Raw genomic sequence first — 19,724 nt, forward strand, 5'->3', positions numbered from 1 at the left:
CGGCCTTAGCTTTATATCAGTTATTAACGCGTGGCGTTAGAGGGCGCTTTCATATAGCGGAAGAAATCGCTATCCGGGCTCAAAACCAGAATATCCTGATTATCGGCAAAGCTGTTCTCATACGCACGCAGGCTACGGATAAAGGCGTAGAAATCCGGATCCTGACTGAACGCATCGGCAAACAGTTTCGCCGCTTCAGCATCCCCTTCACCGCGAGTAATCAGGGCTTCACGCTGCGCTTCAGCCAGTGTACGGGTTACCTGGTAATCCGCCTGAGCACGCAGTTTTTCCGCCTCTTCCTGACCTTGTGAACGCTGGCTACGCGCGACCGCTTCACGCTCGGCGCGCATACGGTTGTAGATCGCATCAGACACCTCAGCCGGCAGGTTGATTTGCTTAATCCGCACGTCAACCACTTCAATGCCGAGCGCCGCCATACTGTTCGGATTCGGTGCCGGTTCGTTGCTGTTGGTTTCGCGCTCCACACGTGCTGCCGCATTGGCAATCGCATCGTCAGCGGCTGGCGTCTGAACTTCGTCATCGTTGCCAGCACTACCGGTGTTCAGCGCATCGCGGACATCGGTGGTCAAGCGGCCACGTGAGTCAGTCACGATGTCTTTCACATCCAGACGTCCCATTTCAGAACGCAGACGGTCACTGAATTTACGTTTCAGCAGCACTTCAGCCTGCGAAACGTCACCCCCACCCGTTGCCAGGTAGTAACGGCTGAAGTCGCTGATACGCCATTTGATGTAGGAATCAACGATCAGATCTTTTTTCTCTTTGGTGACAAAACGATCTGCCTGGTTGTCCATGGTCTGAATGCGTGCGTCCAGCGATTTCACGGTTTCAATAAACGGAATCTTGAAATGCAGGCCCGGTGCGTACACCAGCGGTTTGTTTTCGCTATCACGCAGAACCTTGCCGAAACGCAGCACGATGCCGCGCTGACCTTCCTGCACCACGAACAGTGACGCGTACAGCGCCACCAGCACGACAATAACTACGGCGATAATTGGCTTACGCATCGATTATTCCCTCCCCAGACGCTGGGTATCGTTACGCAGCGCATTAGCGCGACGCTGATCCATGATGCTGCTCGGACTGTACGATGACGTGTCGCTGCTGCTGGCGTTGCTATCCGCAGGTGGCAACTTCATCAAGTCGGTATTTTTCTGACCGGTTTGACCCGCTACGGGCTGACCGCCACGCATCAATTGATCCAGCGGCAGTACCATCAGGTTATTGCTACGGTCGCTAACCAGTACTTTGCGAGTATGGCTGAGCACGCGTTCCATACTTTCGATGTAGAGACGCTCTTTAGTGATCTGCGGAGCCGCCTTATATTCCGGCAGCATGAGCGCAAAACGCGCCACTTCACCTTGCGCTTCTAGCACGGTGCGCGCTTTGTAAGCCCGCGACTCTTCAAGAATACGCTGTGCCTGACCATTAGCCCGTGGCTGGACTTCGTTGGCATAGGCTTCCGCTTCACGCACGTACTGCTCGCGGTTTTCACGTGCCGCGATCGCATCGTCAAACGAGGCTTTCACCTCTTCCGGTGGACGAGCCGCCTGGAAGTTCACGTCGAGCAGCGTAATCCCCATGTTGTACGGACGAATGGTTTCGTCAATTTCACGCTGGGTTTCACTACGCACCACGGTACGGCCTTCCGTCAGGATGCGGTCCATGGTGGAACGACCAATGACGCCACGCAGTGCACTGTCCGTTGCCTGACGCAGACTATCGTCAGCACTGGTCACGGCAAACAGATAACGCTCCGGATCGGTGACACGATACTGCACGTTCATTTCCACGCGCACGACGTTCTCGTCCGAGGTCAGCATCACGCCAGAAGCAGCGAGTTCACGCACGGCTTCCACGTTGACCGCCTGGACATGATCGATAAAAGTCGGTTTCCAGTTGAGACCCGGCTCCACCAGATGACTAAATTTACCGAAGCGGGTGACGACGCCACGCTCCGCTTCTTTGATGGTGTAGAATCCGCTGGCCGCCCAGATAATTACTGCCGCAGCGGCAACAATGCCAACCAATTTGCCACCGCTACCACCGCTGCGCTGGCCGCTGTTGTCACTCTGTTTGCCACCGCCCAGTCCACCGAGTTTTTTACTCAGTTTACGGAAGATATCATCCAGATCAGGTGGTCCTTGATCGCGACCTCCTTTGTTTCCCCCAGAGTTGCCGCCTTGATTATTGCTGCTTCCCCACGGGTCGCGGTCCTGTCCGTTATTACCGGGCTGATTCCACGCCATGTCTCTACTCCATTTATTGTATTTACGTTTTACCTGGCAGCCGATGATCTGGCTTTTACGGTAAATGAGTTGGGCAACGGTCAAACAATATAACTGGCTAGCGACGGCTCTTGTTTACACAGACGACGCCAGTCCACAATCGGCATTCGTACATGTAAACCTACACTGCCATCATCTTCATTCCATTCTTTCTCAATCGCCTGTAGCTGGTAGAAGCGACTGCGCAGACGCCCGGCTTCTGGTGGCAAACGCAGATCATACTGCGCGATTTCACCGGCCAGACGTTCTGAAAGTGCCTGCCACAATAATGGCAGACCGACCCCGGTCTGCGCCGACAGCCAGACACGAATCGGTTTATTCTCTTCATCACGATCAATACGTGGCACAAAACCGTCCAACATATCGATCTTGTTCATGATCAGCAGGGTTGGAATTTCATCGGCTTCAATCTCTGCCAACACTTCGTTAACCGCCTCGATGTTGTCATTGACGCGTAAATCAGCGGCATCAATCACATGCATCAGTAAGGTAGCCTGACGTGTTTCCTGCAATGTTGCCTTAAATGCAGCCACCAAATCGTGAGGCAGGTGACGAATAAAACCTACCGTGTCGGCCAACACCACTTCGCCCACATCCGCCACATTAAGACGGCGTAAGGTAGGGTCCAGCGTTGCAAACAGCTGATCCGCAGCATAAACATCCGCAGACGTGATGGCGTTAAACAGGGTGGATTTACCGGCGTTGGTGTAGCCCACCAGCGATACGGTTGGCACATCCGCTTTGGCGCGCGCCTGGCGTCCCTGTTCACGCTGTTTTTCCACGCGCTCAAGACGGGAAAGGATCAGGCTGATACGGTTACGCAGCAAACGACGGTCCGTTTCCAGCTGGGTTTCACCCGGACCACGCAAACCGATACCGCCTTTCTGACGCTCCAGGTGCGTCCAGCCACGAACCAGGCGTGTTGCCAGATGGCGTAGCTGTGCCAGCTCGACCTGCAATTTACCCTCATGGGTGCGGGCGCGCTGAGCAAAAATATCAAGAATTAAGCCGGTGCGATCGACAACGCGACATTCGCACAGCCGCTCAAGGTTTCGTTCCTGAGCAGGGGATAAGGCATGATCGAATAAAACGACCGATGCTCCACTCGCTTTCACCGCATCGGCAATTTCAACTGCCTTTCCTTCACCGACAAAATATTTGGGATGTGGCGCTTTACGACTGCCAGTAATTACCTGCAGCGCTTCGACGCCCGCAGAAGAGACAAGAGTTTCAAACTCCTGCAAATCTTCCAGCTCTTTGTCTTGGGAGAACCAGATGTGTACCAGTACGGCCTGCTCACCGGCATCATAACGGTCAAACAAGCTATAACCTCGCTAAAATAAATAACCAGGACGGGAAAACGGTCTCGCTCTCCAGCCCTGGCTTCACGGCAACACAAAAATTATTCTGCGTTATCGCCGTCTTGTTGTGGCTGCGACTGAGCGGCCTGGTTGCTTCCGCCGTGGTGGTAATTGCTGCTTCCGCCCGTCGCATTGTTGCTATGGTGCGATACCGGACGTGAAGGAACCACTGTAGAGATGGCGTGCTTGTACACCATCTGGCTAACCGTGTTTTTTAACAGAATAACGAACTGATCGAAGGATTCAATCTGCCCTTGCAGCTTAATACCATTCACCAAATAGATCGAAACCGGTACACGTTCACGACGCAGTGCGTTCAAAAACGGGTCTTGTAATGATTGCCCCTTAGCCATTCTATCTTTTCCTTATATGCTTGTTGTTTGTTACTTTTTGAACCGTGGTTCAGAAAAACTGCGTAAAAAATTTGCGCACGATAACGGATCAATTGTACACAATCATCCCTGCTTCGCACTAACAACCTGAAGCACCGCATTACGCGCTAAATCTGGCTCGTCACTGTCTAACCAGTGCACGTCAGGCCAGCCACGTAACCAAGTCATCTGGCGTTTCGCGAGCTGCCGGGTTGCGCAAATTCCCCGATAAACCATTTCGTTGTAATCGATTTCGCCAGTGAGGTAAGACCACATTTGACGATAACCAACACAGCGAATGGAAGGCATATCCGTATGCAAATCACCTCGTGCAAACAGAGCGCGAGCCTCCGCTTCAAATCCTGACGCCAGCATCTGGTTGTAACGCAACGCAATGCGTTGATGTAGCACTTCGCGGTTCGCCGGAGCGATTGCGAACTGATACACGTCGTAGGGTAACGCTTCACCGGATGTTTTTGTCAGTTCCGTTAAAGTTTTACCCGAAATAAAAAAAACTTCCAGTGCTCGCGAAAGTCTCTGCGGATCATTCGGATGAATACGACCACCGGCGACCGGATCGATTTCACACAGCTGGCGGTGCAAGGCGTCCCAACCTTTCTCCGCCGCCATTTGCTCTATCCGCTGACGCACGTCCGGATCGGCCGAGGGCAGCGGCGACAATCCTTCAAGCAACGCCTTGAAGTAGAGCATGGTTCCACCAACAAGCAACGGAATCTTACCCCTTTGGGTGATTTCCGCCATTTCTGCCAACGCATCACGACGAAACTCGGCAGCGGAATACGCCTCCGCCGGGTCGCGAATGTCCAGCAAACGATGGGGTGCCTGCGCTAACTCCTCTTCGGACGGCTTCGCCGTGCCAATATCCATCCCGCGATAGATTAAGGCAGAGTCAACGCTAATAAGTTCCACCGGAAGATGCTGACGCAATGAAATTGCCAGCGCCGTCTTACCGGAGGCTGTCGGGCCCATCAAAAAAATTGCCTTAGGCCGGCTAGCCTGGTTCTGTTCACTCATGCTTCAACGCGTTAATCGCACTCTCAATCTCAACGGCCTGTAACAGACCAGATGGCGGTGACTTTAACAGTTGCGGGCATAGCCGTTCCAGCTCCGTCAGCAACGCAATCGCCTGCGAGTGATTCCAGTGTGCGGCCTCTGCATCGTCACGACGAGCCAGCCACTGGGCCAGCGCGAATGCAGAAACCTCTTGCTGCCGGGCGAGATAGCCTAACAGTTCTGGAATCAAGATTTGTAAATTTTGTGTTCGTAACGGTAAAGGCACGGCGCGGAGCGTCACATGCTGGCCTTCCCGTTGTAAATCAATGCCCATTGCGGTTAACAACGCTGATTGTCGACCGATTACCGCCATCTCTTCTGCTGCAACTTTCAGCCTGACAGGGATCAGCAACGGTTGAGGTTTCAGCCCCTCTTCCCCTGGTTGTAACTGGGCCTGTTTTAGCCAGCGCGCCGCCACCGGTAAAGAGAGCAATTGCAGCGTGTCACCCCGTTCCAGCAAGGCGTAACATTGACGTATCACGCTCAGTACCCGCCCAAAACTCTGCGCATGCGCCGCCAGCGGCGTGGCACTTTCAGGCTTACGCACCGGTGCCGGATCCGCGGGCGTTTTGACCGGGGCCGGGGCACTGACCGGCGTTTGCATCAGTTTCTGATACGCCGCGCCTTCACGTGCACTGTAGGTCGGCTCTTGTGGCTGCCAGCCACCACCTGACACACCGGAACGACGTAGCGTGGTCGCCGGTTGGGAAAAATGGTTGCTCCCCGCCGCCTGCCGATTCTCCGGCTGCCACTGTGGCGCGGGTTCTTCTGCATGGGCAAGAGGCAATTCGGCAGCACGGCTGGCCTGCAACGCGCTCATCACCCCTTGCCAGATAAAATCATGGACCAGACGTGACTGGTGAAAACGCACTTCGTGCTTGGCCGGATGGACATTAACATCCACCTGGTGCGGATCAATTTCCAGATAGAGCACGTAAGCCGGTTGCTGCTCGTCACCCAATTGCGTTTGATAAGCCTGGCGAATCGCATGGTTGATCAACTTATCGCGCATCATGCGGCCATTGACGTAGCAATATTGCAGATCCGTCACCTGACGTGAGCCAGCCGGGTCGGCCACCCAGCCACGCAGCGCTAAATCATCATGCTGCCAGTCAATCCTCAGCGCATGCTGCATAAAGGTGGTGCCGCAAATCGCCCCCAGTCGGCGCTCGCGCTGTGCATCCTGGCTCACGCCACGATACTGGCGCATCAGCTTGCCGTTATGACTGAGCGAAATCGCCACATCAAAGCGCGCCAGCGCAATACGCCGGATCACTTCATCAATATGGGTAAACTCCGTTTTTTCCGTGCGCATAAACTTGCGTCGAGCCGGGGTGTTGTAAAACAGATCGAGCACTTCCAGCGTAGTACCAACCGGATGCGCCGCCGGTTTTACCGTCACCGCCATGTCACGCCCTTCCGCGTAGGCTTGCCAGGCTTCGGTTTGTGCTTCAGTACGGGAGGTGAGCGTCAGGCGGGAAACCGAACTGATACTGGCGAGCGCTTCGCCACGAAAACCCAGACTGACAATGGCTTCAAGATCGTCCAGCGAGGCAATTTTGCTGGTTGCATGTCGCGCCAGCGCCATCGCCAGTTCGTCTTTAGCAATACCACAGCCGTTATCACGAATGCGGATTAACTTCGCGCCACCCTTCTCGATATCCACATCAATACGTGTCGCACCGGCATCGAGACTGTTTTCCACCAGCTCTTTCACCACCGATGCCGGACGCTCCACCACTTCGCCTGCGGCAATTTGGTTTGCCAGCTGCGGCGGTAAAATTTGTATAGGCATGCTGATGATCCTTGTAGCTGGCTGGCCCACCCGGGGCCAGCAATCAGGATTGCGGGATTTTCAGGGTTTGCCCCAGCATCACGTTAGATGACTTCATATTATTCGCCTGCATGATGGCATTGGGACTGACACCATAATGGGCGGCAATCGCTGTCAGCGAGTCGCCGCGTACCACTTTATGACGTACCGGACCACGGGAAGCACTTGCGGTCACGGTCGATTTCGCCGGGACTTTCAGGCGCTGCCCCACCCAAACAACATCACGTTTCAGGCTGTTCATGTCACGCAGCGTCGCCATGCTAACCCCGTATTTGGCGGCAATACCTGACAAGGTTTCACCACGCGTCACGGTATGGCGTTGCGTTGCGCCGGTATATTGCACCGTGCCGGTCGCCGGATTGCTGGCGACGCTTACCGCTGGTGCGTTATCCAGCGGTCGGTTTTCTTCCTTTGGCATCGATTGCAACGGATGCGCCAGGAAGTAGTTACGCAGCCCTTTATATATCGACTGCGCAATCTTCTCCTGATAAGCGCTACTGCCCAGCAGCCGCTCCTCTGTCAGGTTACTGATAAAGCCGGTTTCGACCAATAAAGAAGGGATATCCGGTGAACGCAATACGCCGAGACTGGCATGCTCAGGTAAGCGTTTATGCAACGGCGTGATGCCACGCAGCTGCTGCAACACTTTCACCGCCACGTCATAACCGACGCGTTGCGAATGGCCGAATTGCAGATCCAACACGGCCTGGCTCAGGTACGGATCGGCCTGGGTATTCGCCAGCAGATCGCCCGCACCGCCCAACAGTTCCGATTGTTTCTCTTTCTGCTCCAGCCAGTTGGCCATCTCACTGTTGGCGCGACGGTTGGATAACACCCACACCGATGCACCGGTTGCCGAGTGGCTGGGTGCCGCATCCGCGTGGATCGAAACCAACAGGTTAGCGTTCTCTTTACGTGCGACGTCAGAACGGCCCATCACCGAGATAAAATAATCACCGGTACGGGTCAGCACCGGTTTGAACATCGGGTCCTGATCCATCAACGCTTTCAGTTTGCGTGCGATGGCGATAGTGACGTTTTTCTCATGCAACCCGCGCTGCCCGGTTGCCCCCGGGTCCTGACCACCGTGACCGGCATCAATCGCGACAATCACCTGTTCATTGCGGCTCACCGCGCCACCGGGGCGGATGGTGGTATTGCTGCTGCTGACCGTCGTCACCGGGTTCGCGTTAAACGGATTCCCCTGGCTGCTGCTTGATGTTTCGCGCACCGAGCTGACCGGTGCGGCATTACGTTTCGCGGTTTGCGTACCGCGAATGGTGAACACCACACGATACTGATTACCGTCGCGCTGCGTCGTCGCACGCGTGCGCGCCGCCTGGGTCAATTCAAACACCAGACGAATACTCTGCTTATCCTGCGCTTTGCTGTTGCGGATGCGCTTGACGATATTTTCGCCGCTGAAGGTCAGTGGCAGTCCCTGGATATTGCCGCTCTGGCGGATATCCAACACCACGCGGTCGGGATTGTGTAGTGGGAAGAAACCATACACCGGCTGACCATTAAAGCTCAGCGTGACGGTTGCCTGGCTATCGCCGTTATCGACTTTTATGTCCGCTAAGGTAGCGGCCAGTGTCGAGCCTGAGAACAGACAGAGCAGCGCCACCAACGCGATTTTCATCCGTGACATCATGCCTGATCCCTGCGCGACTGGAGGTGTTGCAGCAGAGTTTCACCCTGCGCTGAAATGGCCTGGAGTTCGGCTTCACGCGCGTTATCAACGTAGCGCAACGTCAGCGCCAGGTCCGGCTCGGGCAACACACCCGCGCCCTGCTGTGGCCATTCAACCAGGCAAATGGCGTCACCGCTGAAATAGTCGCGGATCCCCATAAACTCCAGCTCTTCCGGATCGGCCAGGCGATACAGGTCGAAGTGATAAAGCGTGCGACTTGCCAGCGTGTAGGGTTCGACCAGCGTATAAGTAGGGCTTTTCACATTGCCCTGATGGCCCAGCGCCTGCAAAAAACCACGACTGAACGTGGTCTTACCCGCGCCCAGATCGCCATACAAATAAATGACCAGCGCGCTGTGGCACTCGCGGGCCAGTTGTGCGCCAAGGTCAAGGGTTGCCGCTTCATCGGGCAAAGGAATAACACAGGTCTTCATTCTTTATTGTTGGATCATCTCAGGATTAACAAACTGCCACAGCAGCTCGAACAAATCAGTGGCCAGCATTCCGCGTGTACCGCGCTGGCGGGCTACGGCATCGGCTGCTGCGCCATGCGCCACACAGCCTGCACAGGCCGCATCAAACAGGGCCAGTTTTTGGCCCATCAGCGCGGCAATAATGCCGCTTAATACATCACCCATACCGCCAGAGGCCATACCGGCATTACCCACATCGGCAATCGCCAGCCTTCCGCCGGTATCGGCTATTACCGTGCCCGCGCCTTTTAGCACCACCACGCCTCCGTAGCGCTTTACCAGCGCCTGGGCGGCATGGATGCGGTCACTCTCAATTTCGCTGGTCTTGACGCCCAGCAGACGCGCGGCTTCGCCGGGATGCGGCGTAATGATGCGATTCTGACGGTAATCCGCATTGATTGCCAGCAGGTTAAGCGCATCCGCATCCCAAAGCATCGGCTTTTCACAGGCGGCGACGGTTTTCAGCGCCTGTTTACCCCAATCGCGCTGACCTAAACCAGGGCCAATGGCAATCACATCCGCCCATTCCAGCGCGTGCTGTAGCCGTTCTTCGACCAACGCATCCACCATCAGTTCCGGTCGCGCGGTGAGTATTGGGGCGATATTATCTTCATGCGTCAGCACGCGCACAAGCCCTGCTCCCGCCCGCAACGCAGCTTCTGCCGTCATGCGAATCGCGCCTGCGGTGCCCCGATCTCCGCCGACCACCAGCAAGCGGCCATGATCGCCTTTATGCGAGGTGGCTTTACGCGGCGTCAGCCAGCCAGCGAGATCCTGCTCGTCAACACGCTGCATCGGGGCCGGGTTGCCTGTCAGAAAAGCCGACAGCCCCAGTTCATCCACATGCAACTGCCCGACATAATCACGCGCTTTGCCGGTGAGTTGTCCGGGCTTCAAGACAATCATGCTTAAGGTATGCCTCGCCAGCATCACCGCCCCTGGCGCAGTGCCATCGGCAGCCACCAACCCTGACGGCATATCAATCGCCAGCACCGGTGCAGCATGGGCATTGGCAAGCGTAATCAGAACATCATAAGGTGCCGCGGGCGCACGGTTCAGCCCGGTGCCCAGCAGGGCGTCAATGATCACCTCAACCGGCTCGGGCCAGGCGGCATCCGCGGCATGAATTACGCCACCTGATGCCAACCAGGCATCGCGCGCTTGCTGCGCTTCGCCCGGCAGAGGTTTATTCCCTTCACAGGCCAGCAGCGTGACCGTGATACCTGCCGCTTGCGCCAGGCGCGCCACCACATAACCGTCCCCGCCGTTATTGCCATGCCCACAAAGAATCAACCAGTGGCTGGCTTCAGGCCACAGGCGACGCGCCAGTTCATAACTGGCCTGCCCGGCGCGCTGCATCAGTTCATACAGGGTCAGCCCCAGGCTGTCGGCGGCATCACGCTCCAGTTGTCCGATAGCCTGCGCGGGCCAGACAGAGTGTGATAAACTGCCCGTGTTAGCGTTCAATTCCTGGTTTCTCATGTCATACCCTCTCGATCTTCATCAGCTTGCTCAACAGATTAAACTCTGGGGGCGCGAACTTGGCTTCCAGCAAGTCGGTATTTGCGATACAGACCTGCGTGTTGAAGAGCCCAGGCTCCAGGCGTGGCTGGAGAAACAATACCACGGCGAGATGGAATGGATGGCGCGACATGGCATGATGCGTGCGCGTCCGCATGAGTTACTGCCCGGTACGCTGCGGGTGATCAGCGTTCGCATGAACTACCTGCCTGCTAAAGCGGCCTTTGCCAGTACGCTTAAAAACCCACAGCTTGGCTATGTCAGCCGTTATGCGCTGGGCCGCGATTATCACAAAGTATTACGCAATCGACTGAAAAAGCTCGGGGAAATGATTCAGACGCACTGCGGCGAACTGAATTTTCGCCCGTTTGTTGATTCCGCCCCGCTGCTGGAGCGCCCACTGGCAGCCAAAGCGGGTCTGGGCTGGACCGGTAAACATTCACTGATTCTCAACCGTGAAGCGGGTTCGTGGTTTTTCCTCGGCGAACTGCTGATCGACTTGCCGTTGCCGGTCGATACCCCTCAGGAGGAACAGTGTGGCCGCTGCGTGGCCTGTATGACCATCTGCCCCACCTCCGCCATCGTCGAGCCTTATACCGTCGATGCGCGACGCTGCATCTCATACCTGACCATTGAGTTGGAAGGTGCCATTCCGGAAGAGTTTCGCCCGCTGATTGGCAACCGTATCTATGGTTGTGACGATTGTCAGCTGATTTGTCCGTGGAACCGTTACGGTCAGTTGACGGATGAAGACGATTTTTCACCGCGTGCCGTGCTGCATGCTCCACCGCTCACGACACTGTTTATGTGGGATGAGGCAAAATTTTTGCGCGTTACGGAAGGATCCGCCATTCGCCGTATTGGGCATCTGCGTTGGTTACGTAATGTGGCGGTGGCGCTGGGCAATGCCCCCTGGTCAGAAGAAAATATCGCCGTGCTGCAACAGCGTTGCGGAGAGCATCCATTGCTGGATGAGCATATTGAATGGGCGTTGGCACAACAGCGTGAGAAACGCGCCGCCCTCAAGGTTGAGGTTCAACCGGCACAGAAATTGCGTCTGGTACGCGCCATCGAAAAAGGTTTATCACGTGATGCGTGATTGAACAAATTTGCAGGATAAAATCCTTTTCCACATGCTGTGAATAAAATTATCAGGCCGATTAGCGGTATGCCCCGTTATATCGTCTAATAAGTTTAACAACAGTCTGAAACATGAAAATAGGCATATAAATCAATAAATTACTGATTTATCGTAAACATTTATACATAATTTCAGCGCTATGCAGTCGTCCAGAGCCTGTGGATAACTCTGTTCAAAACGGTTTTGCATATAGGGTAAAGCGCCGTCTGAATGCGCCGGGCAGATTGTGGATAACCTGCTGGCCGATCATGGCAGCAACTGTCGTCAGTTCATCAATTTTTGACTTTGCAGCATGGCGCAAACGTTCCAGAAAACGGTCTGGCTGCCACAGTTTTAGTTTTGCTCGTGACCGAAGACAAATAACTTAAATGAATATAAAAATCTGGAGCGGGAAACGAGACTCGAACTCGCGACCCCGACCTTGGCAAGGTCGTGCTCTACCAACTGAGCTATTCCCGCGTAGGAGGTACTGCTATACAAATTTTGGAGCGGGAAACGAGACTCGAACTCGCGACCCCGACCTTGGCAAGGTCGTGCTCTACCAACTGAGCTATTCCCGCATAGGAGGTACTGCTGAACCAAATTTTGGAGCGGGAAACGAGACTCGAACTCGCGACCCCGACCTTGGCAAGGTCGTGCTCTACCAACTGAGCTATTCCCGCATCATCTTGGTTCTGACCGCACCGAAATTCTTCATCGGTACGGGGTGCGCATTATACGAGAAATCCTTTCCATCGCAAGAGCCTGAAAGCAAAATTTTGCGCTTTGCGCGCGTTTGCCGATTAATTCAGCAACCTGCTGTTTTCCTGCGCACCCGGCGGCGATTAAAGCTGCAAAAAATGCTCGCGATAGTATGCCAGTTCCGCGACTGACTCGCGGATATCATCCAGCGCCTGGTGGCTGCCGCTCTTTTTGAAGCCTGGCAGGATATCGGGCTTCCAGCGACGTGCCAGTTCTTTCAGCGTGCTGACATCAAGGTAACGGTAGTGGAAATAGGCTTCCAGCTCCGGCATGTATTTGAACAGAAAGCGACGATCCTGGCCGATGCTGTTGCCACAAATCGGCGAGGTATTGGCAGGCACCCACTGTTTGAGAAATTCGATGGTCGCCAGTTCAGCGGCGTGATCGTCAAACTGACTGGCCTTCACACGATCCACCAGACCGCTATTGGTATGGGTACGCACATTCCAGTCATCCATCAGCGCCAGCTGCGCATCAGATTGATGCACCGCCATCACCGGCCCTTCCGCCAGGATATTCAGATTGGCATCCGTCACCAGCGTGGCGATCTCAATGATGCGATCGCGCTCTGGATCCAGCCCGGTCATTTCGAGGTCGATCCAAATCAGATTGTTTTCATTTCCAGCTGTCATGCATTTTCCGCCCGTTGCCAAAGTCGTCATTACACTAAATTAAGGTGTATCATAGACGTTTTGCCCAGCGGGGCGAAGCCTGGCGAAAGCATGAGAGGATGCGTGAGCAAAAATAAACTGTCGAAGGGTCAACAACGTCGCGTAAGCGCCAACCACGAGCGTCGTCTGAAGCAACGGAACGAGAAACCGGAACCGGATGATAGCCTGTTTGGGGAGCCTACCGATGGCGTGGTGATCAGCCGCTTCGGCATGCACGCAGACGTTGAAGACAGCAGCGGCGAGGTGCATCGCTGCAATATCCGCCGCACCATTCGCTCGCTGGTGACCGGCGATCGCGTTGTGTGGCGCGCAGCCAATGAGAACGGCGGCAAAGGGATCGTCGAGGCGGTATACGATCGCACCAGCGTCTTGACGCGCCCCGACTTCTACGACGGCGTGAAACCGATCGCCGCCAATATCGATCAGATCATTATCGTGTCGGCGATCCTGCCCGAGTTGTCACTCAATATTATCGATCGTTATCTGGTCGCCAGTGAAACCCTGGGGATCGAGCCGCTGCTGGTGTTGAACAAAACCGATCTGCTGGATGACGACGCACGCGCCTTTGTTGACGAACAGATGGAGATTTACCGTCACATTGGTTACCGCGTGCTGATGGTGTCCAGCCGCGCCAAAAATGGCCTCGACGAACTGGAAGCCGCCTTGACCGGGCGCATCAGCATTTTTGCCGGACAGTCCGGTGTCGGCAAATCCAGCCTGCTGAATGCCCTGCTGGGCCTCGATGTTGCAGGTGATGAGATCCTGACTAACGATGTGTCGGATGTCTCCGGACTCGGCCAGCACACCACCACCGCGGCACGCCTGTACCATTTCCCGCATGGTGGCGATGTGATTGATTCCCCGGGGGTACGCGAATTTGGTTTGTGGCATCTGGAGCCGGAACAAATCACCCGTGGATTTGTCGAATTCCGTGAGTTTCTGGGTGATTGTAAGTTTCGCGACTGTAAACACGGCAACGATCCCGGCTGCGCCATTCGTGAAGCGGTAGACAACGGCACCATCGACGTATCCCGCTTCGATAACTACCACCGAATTCTGGAAAGCATGGCGCAGGTAAAAACGCGTAAAAACTTTTCCGCCAGCGAAGATTAACGGGTATACCCAACATCTTTCGAGCGCAGTCAACGCGCGGTAACTCGAAGTATGACAGGTATATAACGGCACATTCGCCAACTGACCGGGGCGCTGCTACAATCCGCCCCCTTTTGTATAAACGATGTGTAATAAAGCCAGGAGGCTAAGGTGTTTGATCGTTTTAAGCTCGGCCTGAATCATATTCTGCCTAAGAAAGGACTGACCGAACTTGCCGGTTGGGGTGCCAGTCGTCGTGGTGGCTGGCTGACCAAAGCGGTCATCGATATTTTTGTCTGGTACTACAAAGTGGACATGGCGGAAGCCAGCAAACCAGACACCGCCAGCTATCGCACCTTTAATGACTTCTTCGTCCGTCCGTTAAAAGAGGGCGCGCGCCCGATCGACCCCGATGCCACCCTGCTGGCTCTGCCTGCCGATGGTGCTATCAGTCAGTTAGGTCGTATTGAAGGGGATCAGATCTTTCAGGCCAAAGGCCACTACTACAGCTTGCAGGCTTTGCTGGCAGGCGATGATACGTTGGCGGAGCAGTTCCAGGACGGTGAGTTTGTCACCACCTACCTCGCGCCGCGTGATTATCACCGGGTGCATATGCCGTGTAACGGTATCCTGCGCGAAATGATCTACGTGCCGGGCGATCTCTACTCCGTCAATCCGCTGACCGCGCGCAACATCCCCAACCTGTTTGCGCGTAACGAGCGCGTGATTTGTGTGTTCGATACCGATCATGGTCCGATGGTGCAGATTCTGGTCGGTGCGACTATTGTTGGTAGTATCGAAACCGTTTGGGCCGGAACCATCACCCCGCCGCGTGAAGGGGTGATTAAGCGCTGGCGCTATCCGGCAGCCGATCATGATGGCGCTGTGGTGCTGCTGAAGGGCCAGGAAATGGGACGCTTCAAGCTGGGTTCCACCGTGATCAACCTGTTTGCACCTAAGCGCGTCAAACTGGCTGAAAGCCTGGAAGCGGAGAGCAAAACCCGTCTCGGCCAGCCACTGGCCATTGCTCTGCCGCAGCAGGGTGCAGCCACCCCACTCGCCGACTAACAGGACAACTCCCTGTGCGTGCCTTTCTGATCCTGCTGCTGAGCCTGTGGCTCAGCAGCCCTGTTTTCGCGGCCACCGTGCCACAAGCCAGTGACCTGAAACAGGAGCTGGACGCCGTCAAATCTGCGAAAAGCTCCCCTGCCCAAACTGAGCAAATCCAGACGCTGGAAACGGCACTGAATTTCCTCGCTGAACGTGATGATTCGCTGGAACGGGCAAAGCAGTATCAGCAGGTGATTGACGACTTCCCACGTCTGGCGCGCGAGCTACGCCAGCAACTCGCCAGCATGACCAGTGATAGCAGCAAAACGGTGCGCAATAATATGAGCAGCACCGAGCTGGATCAGGAAATTTTGCAGGTCAGCAGTCAGCTGCTGGAAGAGGGGCGTCAGGCACAGCAGGAACAAGATCGGGCGCGTGAGATCAGCGATTCGCTGTCACAGTTACCGCAGCAACAAACCGAAGCGCGCCGGGCCATGACGGAGAGCGATCGTCGGGTACAGGGCGCGTCAACCGCTACTACGCCCCAGGAACAGGCGCAGATTTACGCACGTCAGGCGGAAAACGCCGCCAACAAAGCGCGCGTTGATGAACTGGAACTGGCGCAGCTGTCCGCCAATAACCGCCAGGAATTGGCACGGATGCGTGCCGAGGTGCATCAGCGCCAGGCCACGCAACTGGACAATTATCTGCAAGCGCTGCGCAATCAACTGAATAATCAGCGCCAGCGTGAAGCTGAACAAGCTCTGGAACGTACCGAGCAACTGGCGGAAAACAGCGGCGATCTGCCCAGCGCCATTAGCGAACAATTCCGCGTCAACCGTGAATTGTCTGCTGACCTTAACCAGCAAGCACAACGCATGGATTTGGTCGCTTCACAGCAACGCCTGGCCACCAATCAAACTTTACAGGTCCGTCAGGCGCTGAGCACCCTGCGCGAGCAATCGCAGTGGCTCGGTGCATCGAATCTGCTGGGTGAAGCGCTACGCGCCCAAGTGGCTCGTTTGCCTGATATGCCTAAATCGCAGCAGATTGATAACGAAATGGCTCAGCTGCGCGTCCAACGGCTGCGTTATGAGGATTTACTTGAGCGTCAGCAGGAATTGCGCAAAGAGAAACAGGATGATGGCACGCCGTTCACCAGTGAACAGAGCCGCATTCTGGAAGCCCAGTTGAAAACCCAGCGCGAGCTGCTCAACTCATTAATTTCCGGCTGCGATACGCTGATTCTGGAAATTACCAAACTTAAAGTTTCCAACACCCAGTTGCAGGATGCACTTACGGAAGTGCGCGATGCCACCCATCGTTATCTGTTCTGGACCGCTGATGTCAGTACGGTTGACCTGAGTTTCCCGATGGATACCGCACAGGCGCTGGCGCGTCTGCTGTCGCTCGACACACTGGGTCAGTTGGGCAAAGCCCTGGCGATGATGTTTACCAGTAAAGAAACAGTGTTACCGATTTTGGGTGCCGTGTTGCTGGTTGGCTTCAGCATCAGTTCACGCCGTCACTACCATGCGTTTCTCGCCCGGGCTGCCAGCAAGGTCGGCAAGGTGACACAGGATCACTTCGGTCTGACGCTGCGCACGGTGTTCTGGTCGATTCTGGTGGCTGTACCGATTCCGGTGTTATGGGCCGCCCTCGGCTACGGTTTGCAGGAAGCCTGGCCCTACCCGATTGCCGTGGCGATTGGCGATGGTATTACCGCCACGCTGCCGCTGCTGTGGGCGTTTATGATCAGCGCCTCCTTTGCCCGTCCGAATGGCCTGTTTGTGGTGCACTTCCGTTGGCCCCAGGCACGCGTGGCGCGTGCAATGCGTTATTACTCGCTGACCGTTGGCCTGATTGTACCGCTGATCATGCTGCTCATCGCTTTCGCTAACCTGGAAGACCGTGAGTTCTCATCAACGCTCGGCAGGTTGTGTTTCATCCTGATTTGCGGGGCACTGAGCATCGTGACGGTCAGCCTGAAACGCGCCGGTATTCCGCTGTATCTGGATAAAGAAGGCAACGGTGATAATTTTATCAACCGTATTCTGTGGAACCTGATGATCGCCATTCCCCTGGTCGCGGCGTTCGCATCCTGCATCGGCTATCTGGCAACAGCGCAGGCGTTGCTGGCGCGTCTGGAAACCTCGGTCGGGATCTGGTTCTTCCTGCTGGTGATTTACCATATTGTTCGGCGCTGGATGCTAATCCAACGTCGGCGTATTGCCTTTGATCGCGCCCGTCAGCGCCGTGCCGATATGCTGGCCAACCGCGCGCGCAGTGAAGAAGACAAAGAACAAGCCGCCGGCAGCAACGAAGGGGTGGAAGCAGATGAACCGGTCATCGATCTTGACGCTATCAGCGCCCAGTCATTGCGGCTGGTACGTTCGATACTGACGCTGATCGCCCTGGTGTCAGTGATTGTGCTGTGGTCAGAGATACACTCGGCGTTTGGTTTCCTCGAAAATATTCGTCTGTGGGATGTCAGTACCACGGTACAGGGGGTGGAGAGCATTCAGCCGATTACCCTCGGATCGATTCTGATCGCCGTTCTGGTATTGATTATTACCACCCAACTGGTGCGGAACATGCCTGCGCTCCTCGAGCTGGCGCTGTTGCAGCACCTGAGTCTGACGCCTGGCACCGGTTATGCCATCACCACGCTGACCAAATATATCCTGATGCTGATTGGCGGACTGATTGGCTTCTCAATGATTGGCATTGAATGGGCGAAGCTGCAATGGCTGGTCGCCGCACTCGGTGTCGGTTTAGGCTTTGGCTTACAGGAGATTTTTGCCAACTTTATTTCCGGCCTGATTATCCTGTTTGAAAAACCGATTCGTATCGGCGATACCGTTACCATCCGCGATCTCACCGGCAGTATCACCCGCATCAACACCCGCGCGACCACCATTACCGACTGGGATCGCAAAGAGATTATCGTGCCGAATAAGGCCTTTATTACCGAGCAATTTGTTAACTGGTCGCTGTCTGATTCGGTAACGCGTGTGGTATTGACCATTCCGGCACCGGCTGGGGTCAATAGCGATGAAGTCACCCTGATCCTGAAACAAGCGGCTGAGCGTTGTACTTATGTACTGGATATGCCCGCCCCGGATGTGTTCCTCGTCGATCTGCAACAAGGTATCCAGCTGTTTGAACTGCGTGTGTATGCTGCCGAGATGGGACACCGCATGCCGCTGCGTCATGAACTGCATCAGCTGATTTTGCATGGCTTCGCCGAGCACGGCATCGAAATGCCTTTCCCGCCCTTCCAGGTACGTATGGAAACCGTGGGCAAGAAAAGCCCGGCCAGCAATGGCGCACCTGCGGCACGTAATTATAAGTCGGGTGGGTTATAAAAATGAGGTGCGCAGTGGATGCGCACCTGGTCGGTTTATTTCACAAACTCTTCGCCCTGGGCGATATCTTTTTTCAGCGTGTCCAGCATGCCGGTTAACGCCTGCTGCTCAAAGGGGCTAAGCGTCCCGATAGGACGGCGTTCGATGATCCCGGTTTTCCCCAGCAGCAGAGGCTGTGAGAAGAAGCGTGCGTATTCACCATCGCCCTCCACATAAGCACATTCCACCACGTTAGCATCGCCCTGTAAGGCGCGTACCAGCGACAGACCGAAGCGGGCCGCGGCCTGCCCCATCGACAACGTTGCTGAGCCGCCACCGGCTTTTGCTTCTACCACTTCAGTACCCGCGTTTTGGATACGTTTGGTGAGATCCACAACTTCCTGCTCACTGAAACTCACGCCTTTAACCTGCGACAACAGCGGCAGAATGGTGACGCCAGAATGCCCCCCGACTACCGGCACCTCAATCTCGCCCGGTTGCTTACCTTTTAACGCCGCAACAAAGGTGTTGCCGCGAATAATATCCAGCGTGGTGACCCCAAACAGGCGATTTTTGTCATACACCCCGGCTTTCTTCAGCACTTCCGCCGCAATCGCCACCGTGGTGTTAACCGGGTTGGTGATCACGCCAATCAGGGCCTTGGGCGCAGTACTTGCCACCTGCTCAATCAGGTTACGCACAATACCGGCGTTAACGTTAAAGAGATCGGCGCGGTCCATGCCGGGTTTACGTGCCACTCCGGCGGAAATCAGCACCACATCGGCTCCCTTCAGCGCGGGCGTGGCATCTTCACCACTAAAACCCTCAACTTTTACGGCAGTAGGAATGTGGCTGAGATCCACAGCCACACCCGGTGTAACCGGGGCGATGTCATATAGCGAAAGGGCTGAACCTGCGGGTAATTGGGTCTTGAGCAACAGTGCTAGCGCCTGGCCAATACCACCAGCGGCACCGAGAACGGCAACTTTCATCCTGGACTCCTTATTAAGGTGGGGCAGAGATCTGCCGGATTTCCATCGGGTTAC

General features: G+C 55.5%; 15 protein-coding genes and 3 tRNA genes. 4 read left to right on the top strand and 14 right to left on the bottom strand.

The window, feature by feature from the left end:
- Positions 1-23 precede the first annotated feature (23 nt).
- From hflC to nnr, 9 genes are all read right to left on the bottom strand, one after another.
- The gene (gene hflC, locus PAT9B_RS17895) at positions 24-1,028 is read right to left on the bottom strand and encodes a protease modulator HflC (protein WP_013510695.1); all 1,005 of its coding nucleotides are present in this window, start codon (positions 1,026-1,028) and stop codon (positions 24-26) included.
- A gap of 3 nt (positions 1,029-1,031) precedes the next feature.
- Entirely contained in the window at positions 1,032-2,270 is a 1,239-nt protein-coding gene (gene hflK / locus PAT9B_RS17900; protein WP_013510696.1) for an FtsH protease activity modulator HflK, read from the bottom strand.
- An 80-nt stretch (positions 2,271-2,350) separates the two neighbouring features.
- Complete coding sequence (hflX, locus tag PAT9B_RS17905; protein ID WP_013510697.1) at positions 2,351-3,631, bottom strand: ribosome rescue GTPase HflX; 1,281 nt, start codon at positions 3,629-3,631, stop codon at positions 2,351-2,353.
- Between the two features lie 80 nt (positions 3,632-3,711).
- Positions 3,712-4,023 (bottom strand): RNA chaperone Hfq, encoded by a 312-nt coding sequence (gene hfq / locus PAT9B_RS17910; protein WP_013510698.1) that lies wholly within the window; start codon positions 4,021-4,023, stop codon positions 3,712-3,714.
- A 102-nt stretch (positions 4,024-4,125) separates the two neighbouring features.
- Positions 4,126-5,076 (bottom strand): tRNA (adenosine(37)-N6)-dimethylallyltransferase MiaA, encoded by a 951-nt coding sequence (gene miaA / locus PAT9B_RS17915; RefSeq protein WP_013510699.1) that lies wholly within the window; start codon positions 5,074-5,076, stop codon positions 4,126-4,128.
- The gene (gene mutL / locus PAT9B_RS17920; RefSeq protein WP_013510700.1) at positions 5,069-6,910 is read right to left on the bottom strand and encodes a DNA mismatch repair endonuclease MutL; all 1,842 of its coding nucleotides are present in this window, start codon (positions 6,908-6,910) and stop codon (positions 5,069-5,071) included. The genes miaA and mutL overlap by 8 nt, the downstream gene beginning before the upstream one ends.
- A 43-nt stretch (positions 6,911-6,953) precedes the next feature.
- Positions 6,954-8,603 carry an N-acetylmuramoyl-L-alanine amidase AmiB gene (gene amiB, locus PAT9B_RS17925; protein WP_013510701.1) on the bottom strand — a complete coding sequence of 550 codons (1,650 nt, stop codon included), beginning with the start codon at positions 8,601-8,603 and terminating at the stop codon, positions 6,954-6,956.
- Positions 8,600-9,076: a tRNA (adenosine(37)-N6)-threonylcarbamoyltransferase complex ATPase subunit type 1 TsaE gene (tsaE, locus tag PAT9B_RS17930; RefSeq protein WP_013510702.1), complete on the bottom strand. Its 477-nt coding sequence runs from the start codon at positions 9,074-9,076 to the stop codon at positions 8,600-8,602. The genes amiB and tsaE overlap by 4 nt, the downstream gene beginning before the upstream one ends.
- A gap of 3 nt (positions 9,077-9,079) precedes the next feature.
- Positions 9,080-10,597: a bifunctional ADP-dependent NAD(P)H-hydrate dehydratase/NAD(P)H-hydrate epimerase gene (gene nnr / locus PAT9B_RS17935; RefSeq protein ID WP_013510703.1), complete on the bottom strand. Its 1,518-nt coding sequence runs from the start codon at positions 10,595-10,597 to the stop codon at positions 9,080-9,082.
- On the opposite strand from nnr, the gene queG reads away from it, so the two are divergent.
- Complete coding sequence (queG, locus tag PAT9B_RS17940; RefSeq protein ID WP_013510704.1) at positions 10,596-11,735, top strand: tRNA epoxyqueuosine(34) reductase QueG; 1,140 nt, start codon at positions 10,596-10,598, stop codon at positions 11,733-11,735. The genes nnr and queG overlap by 2 nt on opposite strands.
- 425 nt (positions 11,736-12,160) lie before the next feature.
- Here queG and PAT9B_RS17945 read toward each other — a convergent pair.
- The 4 genes from PAT9B_RS17945 to orn form a co-directional block, all read right to left on the bottom strand.
- Positions 12,161-12,236, bottom strand: a tRNA-Gly gene (locus tag PAT9B_RS17945).
- Positions 12,237-12,261: 25 nt separating this feature from the next.
- Positions 12,262-12,337, bottom strand: a tRNA-Gly gene (locus tag PAT9B_RS17950).
- Between the two features lie 26 nt (positions 12,338-12,363).
- Positions 12,364-12,439 (bottom strand) — tRNA-Gly (locus PAT9B_RS17955).
- Positions 12,440-12,601: 162 nt separating this feature from the next.
- Positions 12,602-13,150: an oligoribonuclease gene (orn, locus tag PAT9B_RS17960; protein ID WP_013510705.1), complete on the bottom strand. Its 549-nt coding sequence runs from the start codon at positions 13,148-13,150 to the stop codon at positions 12,602-12,604.
- Positions 13,151-13,252: 102 nt separating this feature from the next.
- On the opposite strand from orn, the gene rsgA reads away from it, so the two are divergent.
- From rsgA to mscM, 3 genes are all read left to right on the top strand, one after another.
- A complete protein-coding gene (rsgA, locus tag PAT9B_RS17965; protein WP_041525860.1) occupies positions 13,253-14,302 on the top strand; it encodes a small ribosomal subunit biogenesis GTPase RsgA in 1,050 nt (349 codons plus the stop codon).
- Between the two features lie 150 nt (positions 14,303-14,452).
- Entirely contained in the window at positions 14,453-15,349 is an 897-nt protein-coding gene (asd, locus tag PAT9B_RS17970; protein WP_013510707.1) for an archaetidylserine decarboxylase, read from the top strand.
- A 14-nt stretch (positions 15,350-15,363) separates the two neighbouring features.
- A complete protein-coding gene (gene mscM / locus PAT9B_RS17975; RefSeq protein ID WP_013510708.1) occupies positions 15,364-18,699 on the top strand; it encodes a miniconductance mechanosensitive channel MscM in 3,336 nt (1,111 codons plus the stop codon).
- Between the two features lie 35 nt (positions 18,700-18,734).
- Here the strand turns inward: mscM and mdh are convergent, their stop codons facing one another.
- Entirely contained in the window at positions 18,735-19,670 is a 936-nt protein-coding gene (gene mdh, locus PAT9B_RS17980) for a malate dehydrogenase (protein WP_013510709.1), read from the bottom strand.
- Positions 19,671-19,724: the final 54 nt, after the last annotated feature.

The organism is Pantoea sp. At-9b (genome assembly GCF_000175935.2).
GTDB lineage: Bacteria > Pseudomonadota > Gammaproteobacteria > Enterobacterales > Enterobacteriaceae > Pantoea.

Bases quoted from the DNA above. Each gene is read 5' to 3' on its own strand.
- miaA (WP_013510699.1), bottom strand. From the start codon at position 5,076: ATGAGTGAACAGAACCAGGCTAGCCGGCCTAAGGCAATTTTTTTGATG.
- mutL (WP_013510700.1), bottom strand. From the start codon at position 6,910: ATGCCTATACAAATTTTACCGCCGCAGCTGGCAAACCAAATTGCCGCA.
- queG (WP_013510704.1), top strand. From the start codon at position 10,596: ATGTCATACCCTCTCGATCTTCATCAGCTTGCTCAACAGATTAAACTC.
- nnr (WP_013510703.1), bottom strand. From the start codon at position 10,597: ATGAGAAACCAGGAATTGAACGCTAACACGGGCAGTTTATCACACTCT.
- hflK (WP_013510696.1), bottom strand. From the start codon at position 2,270: ATGGCGTGGAATCAGCCCGGTAATAACGGACAGGACCGCGACCCGTGG.
- amiB (WP_013510701.1), bottom strand. From the start codon at position 8,603: ATGATGTCACGGATGAAAATCGCGTTGGTGGCGCTGCTCTGTCTGTTC.
- orn (WP_013510705.1), bottom strand. From the start codon at position 13,150: ATGACAGCTGGAAATGAAAACAATCTGATTTGGATCGACCTCGAAATG.
- mdh (WP_013510709.1), bottom strand. From the start codon at position 19,670: ATGAAAGTTGCCGTTCTCGGTGCCGCTGGTGGTATTGGCCAGGCGCTA.
- hfq (WP_013510698.1), bottom strand. From the start codon at position 4,023: ATGGCTAAGGGGCAATCATTACAAGACCCGTTTTTGAACGCACTGCGT.
- tsaE (WP_013510702.1), bottom strand. From the start codon at position 9,076: ATGAAGACCTGTGTTATTCCTTTGCCCGATGAAGCGGCAACCCTTGAC.
- hflC (WP_013510695.1), bottom strand. From the start codon at position 1,028: ATGCGTAAGCCAATTATCGCCGTAGTTATTGTCGTGCTGGTGGCGCTG.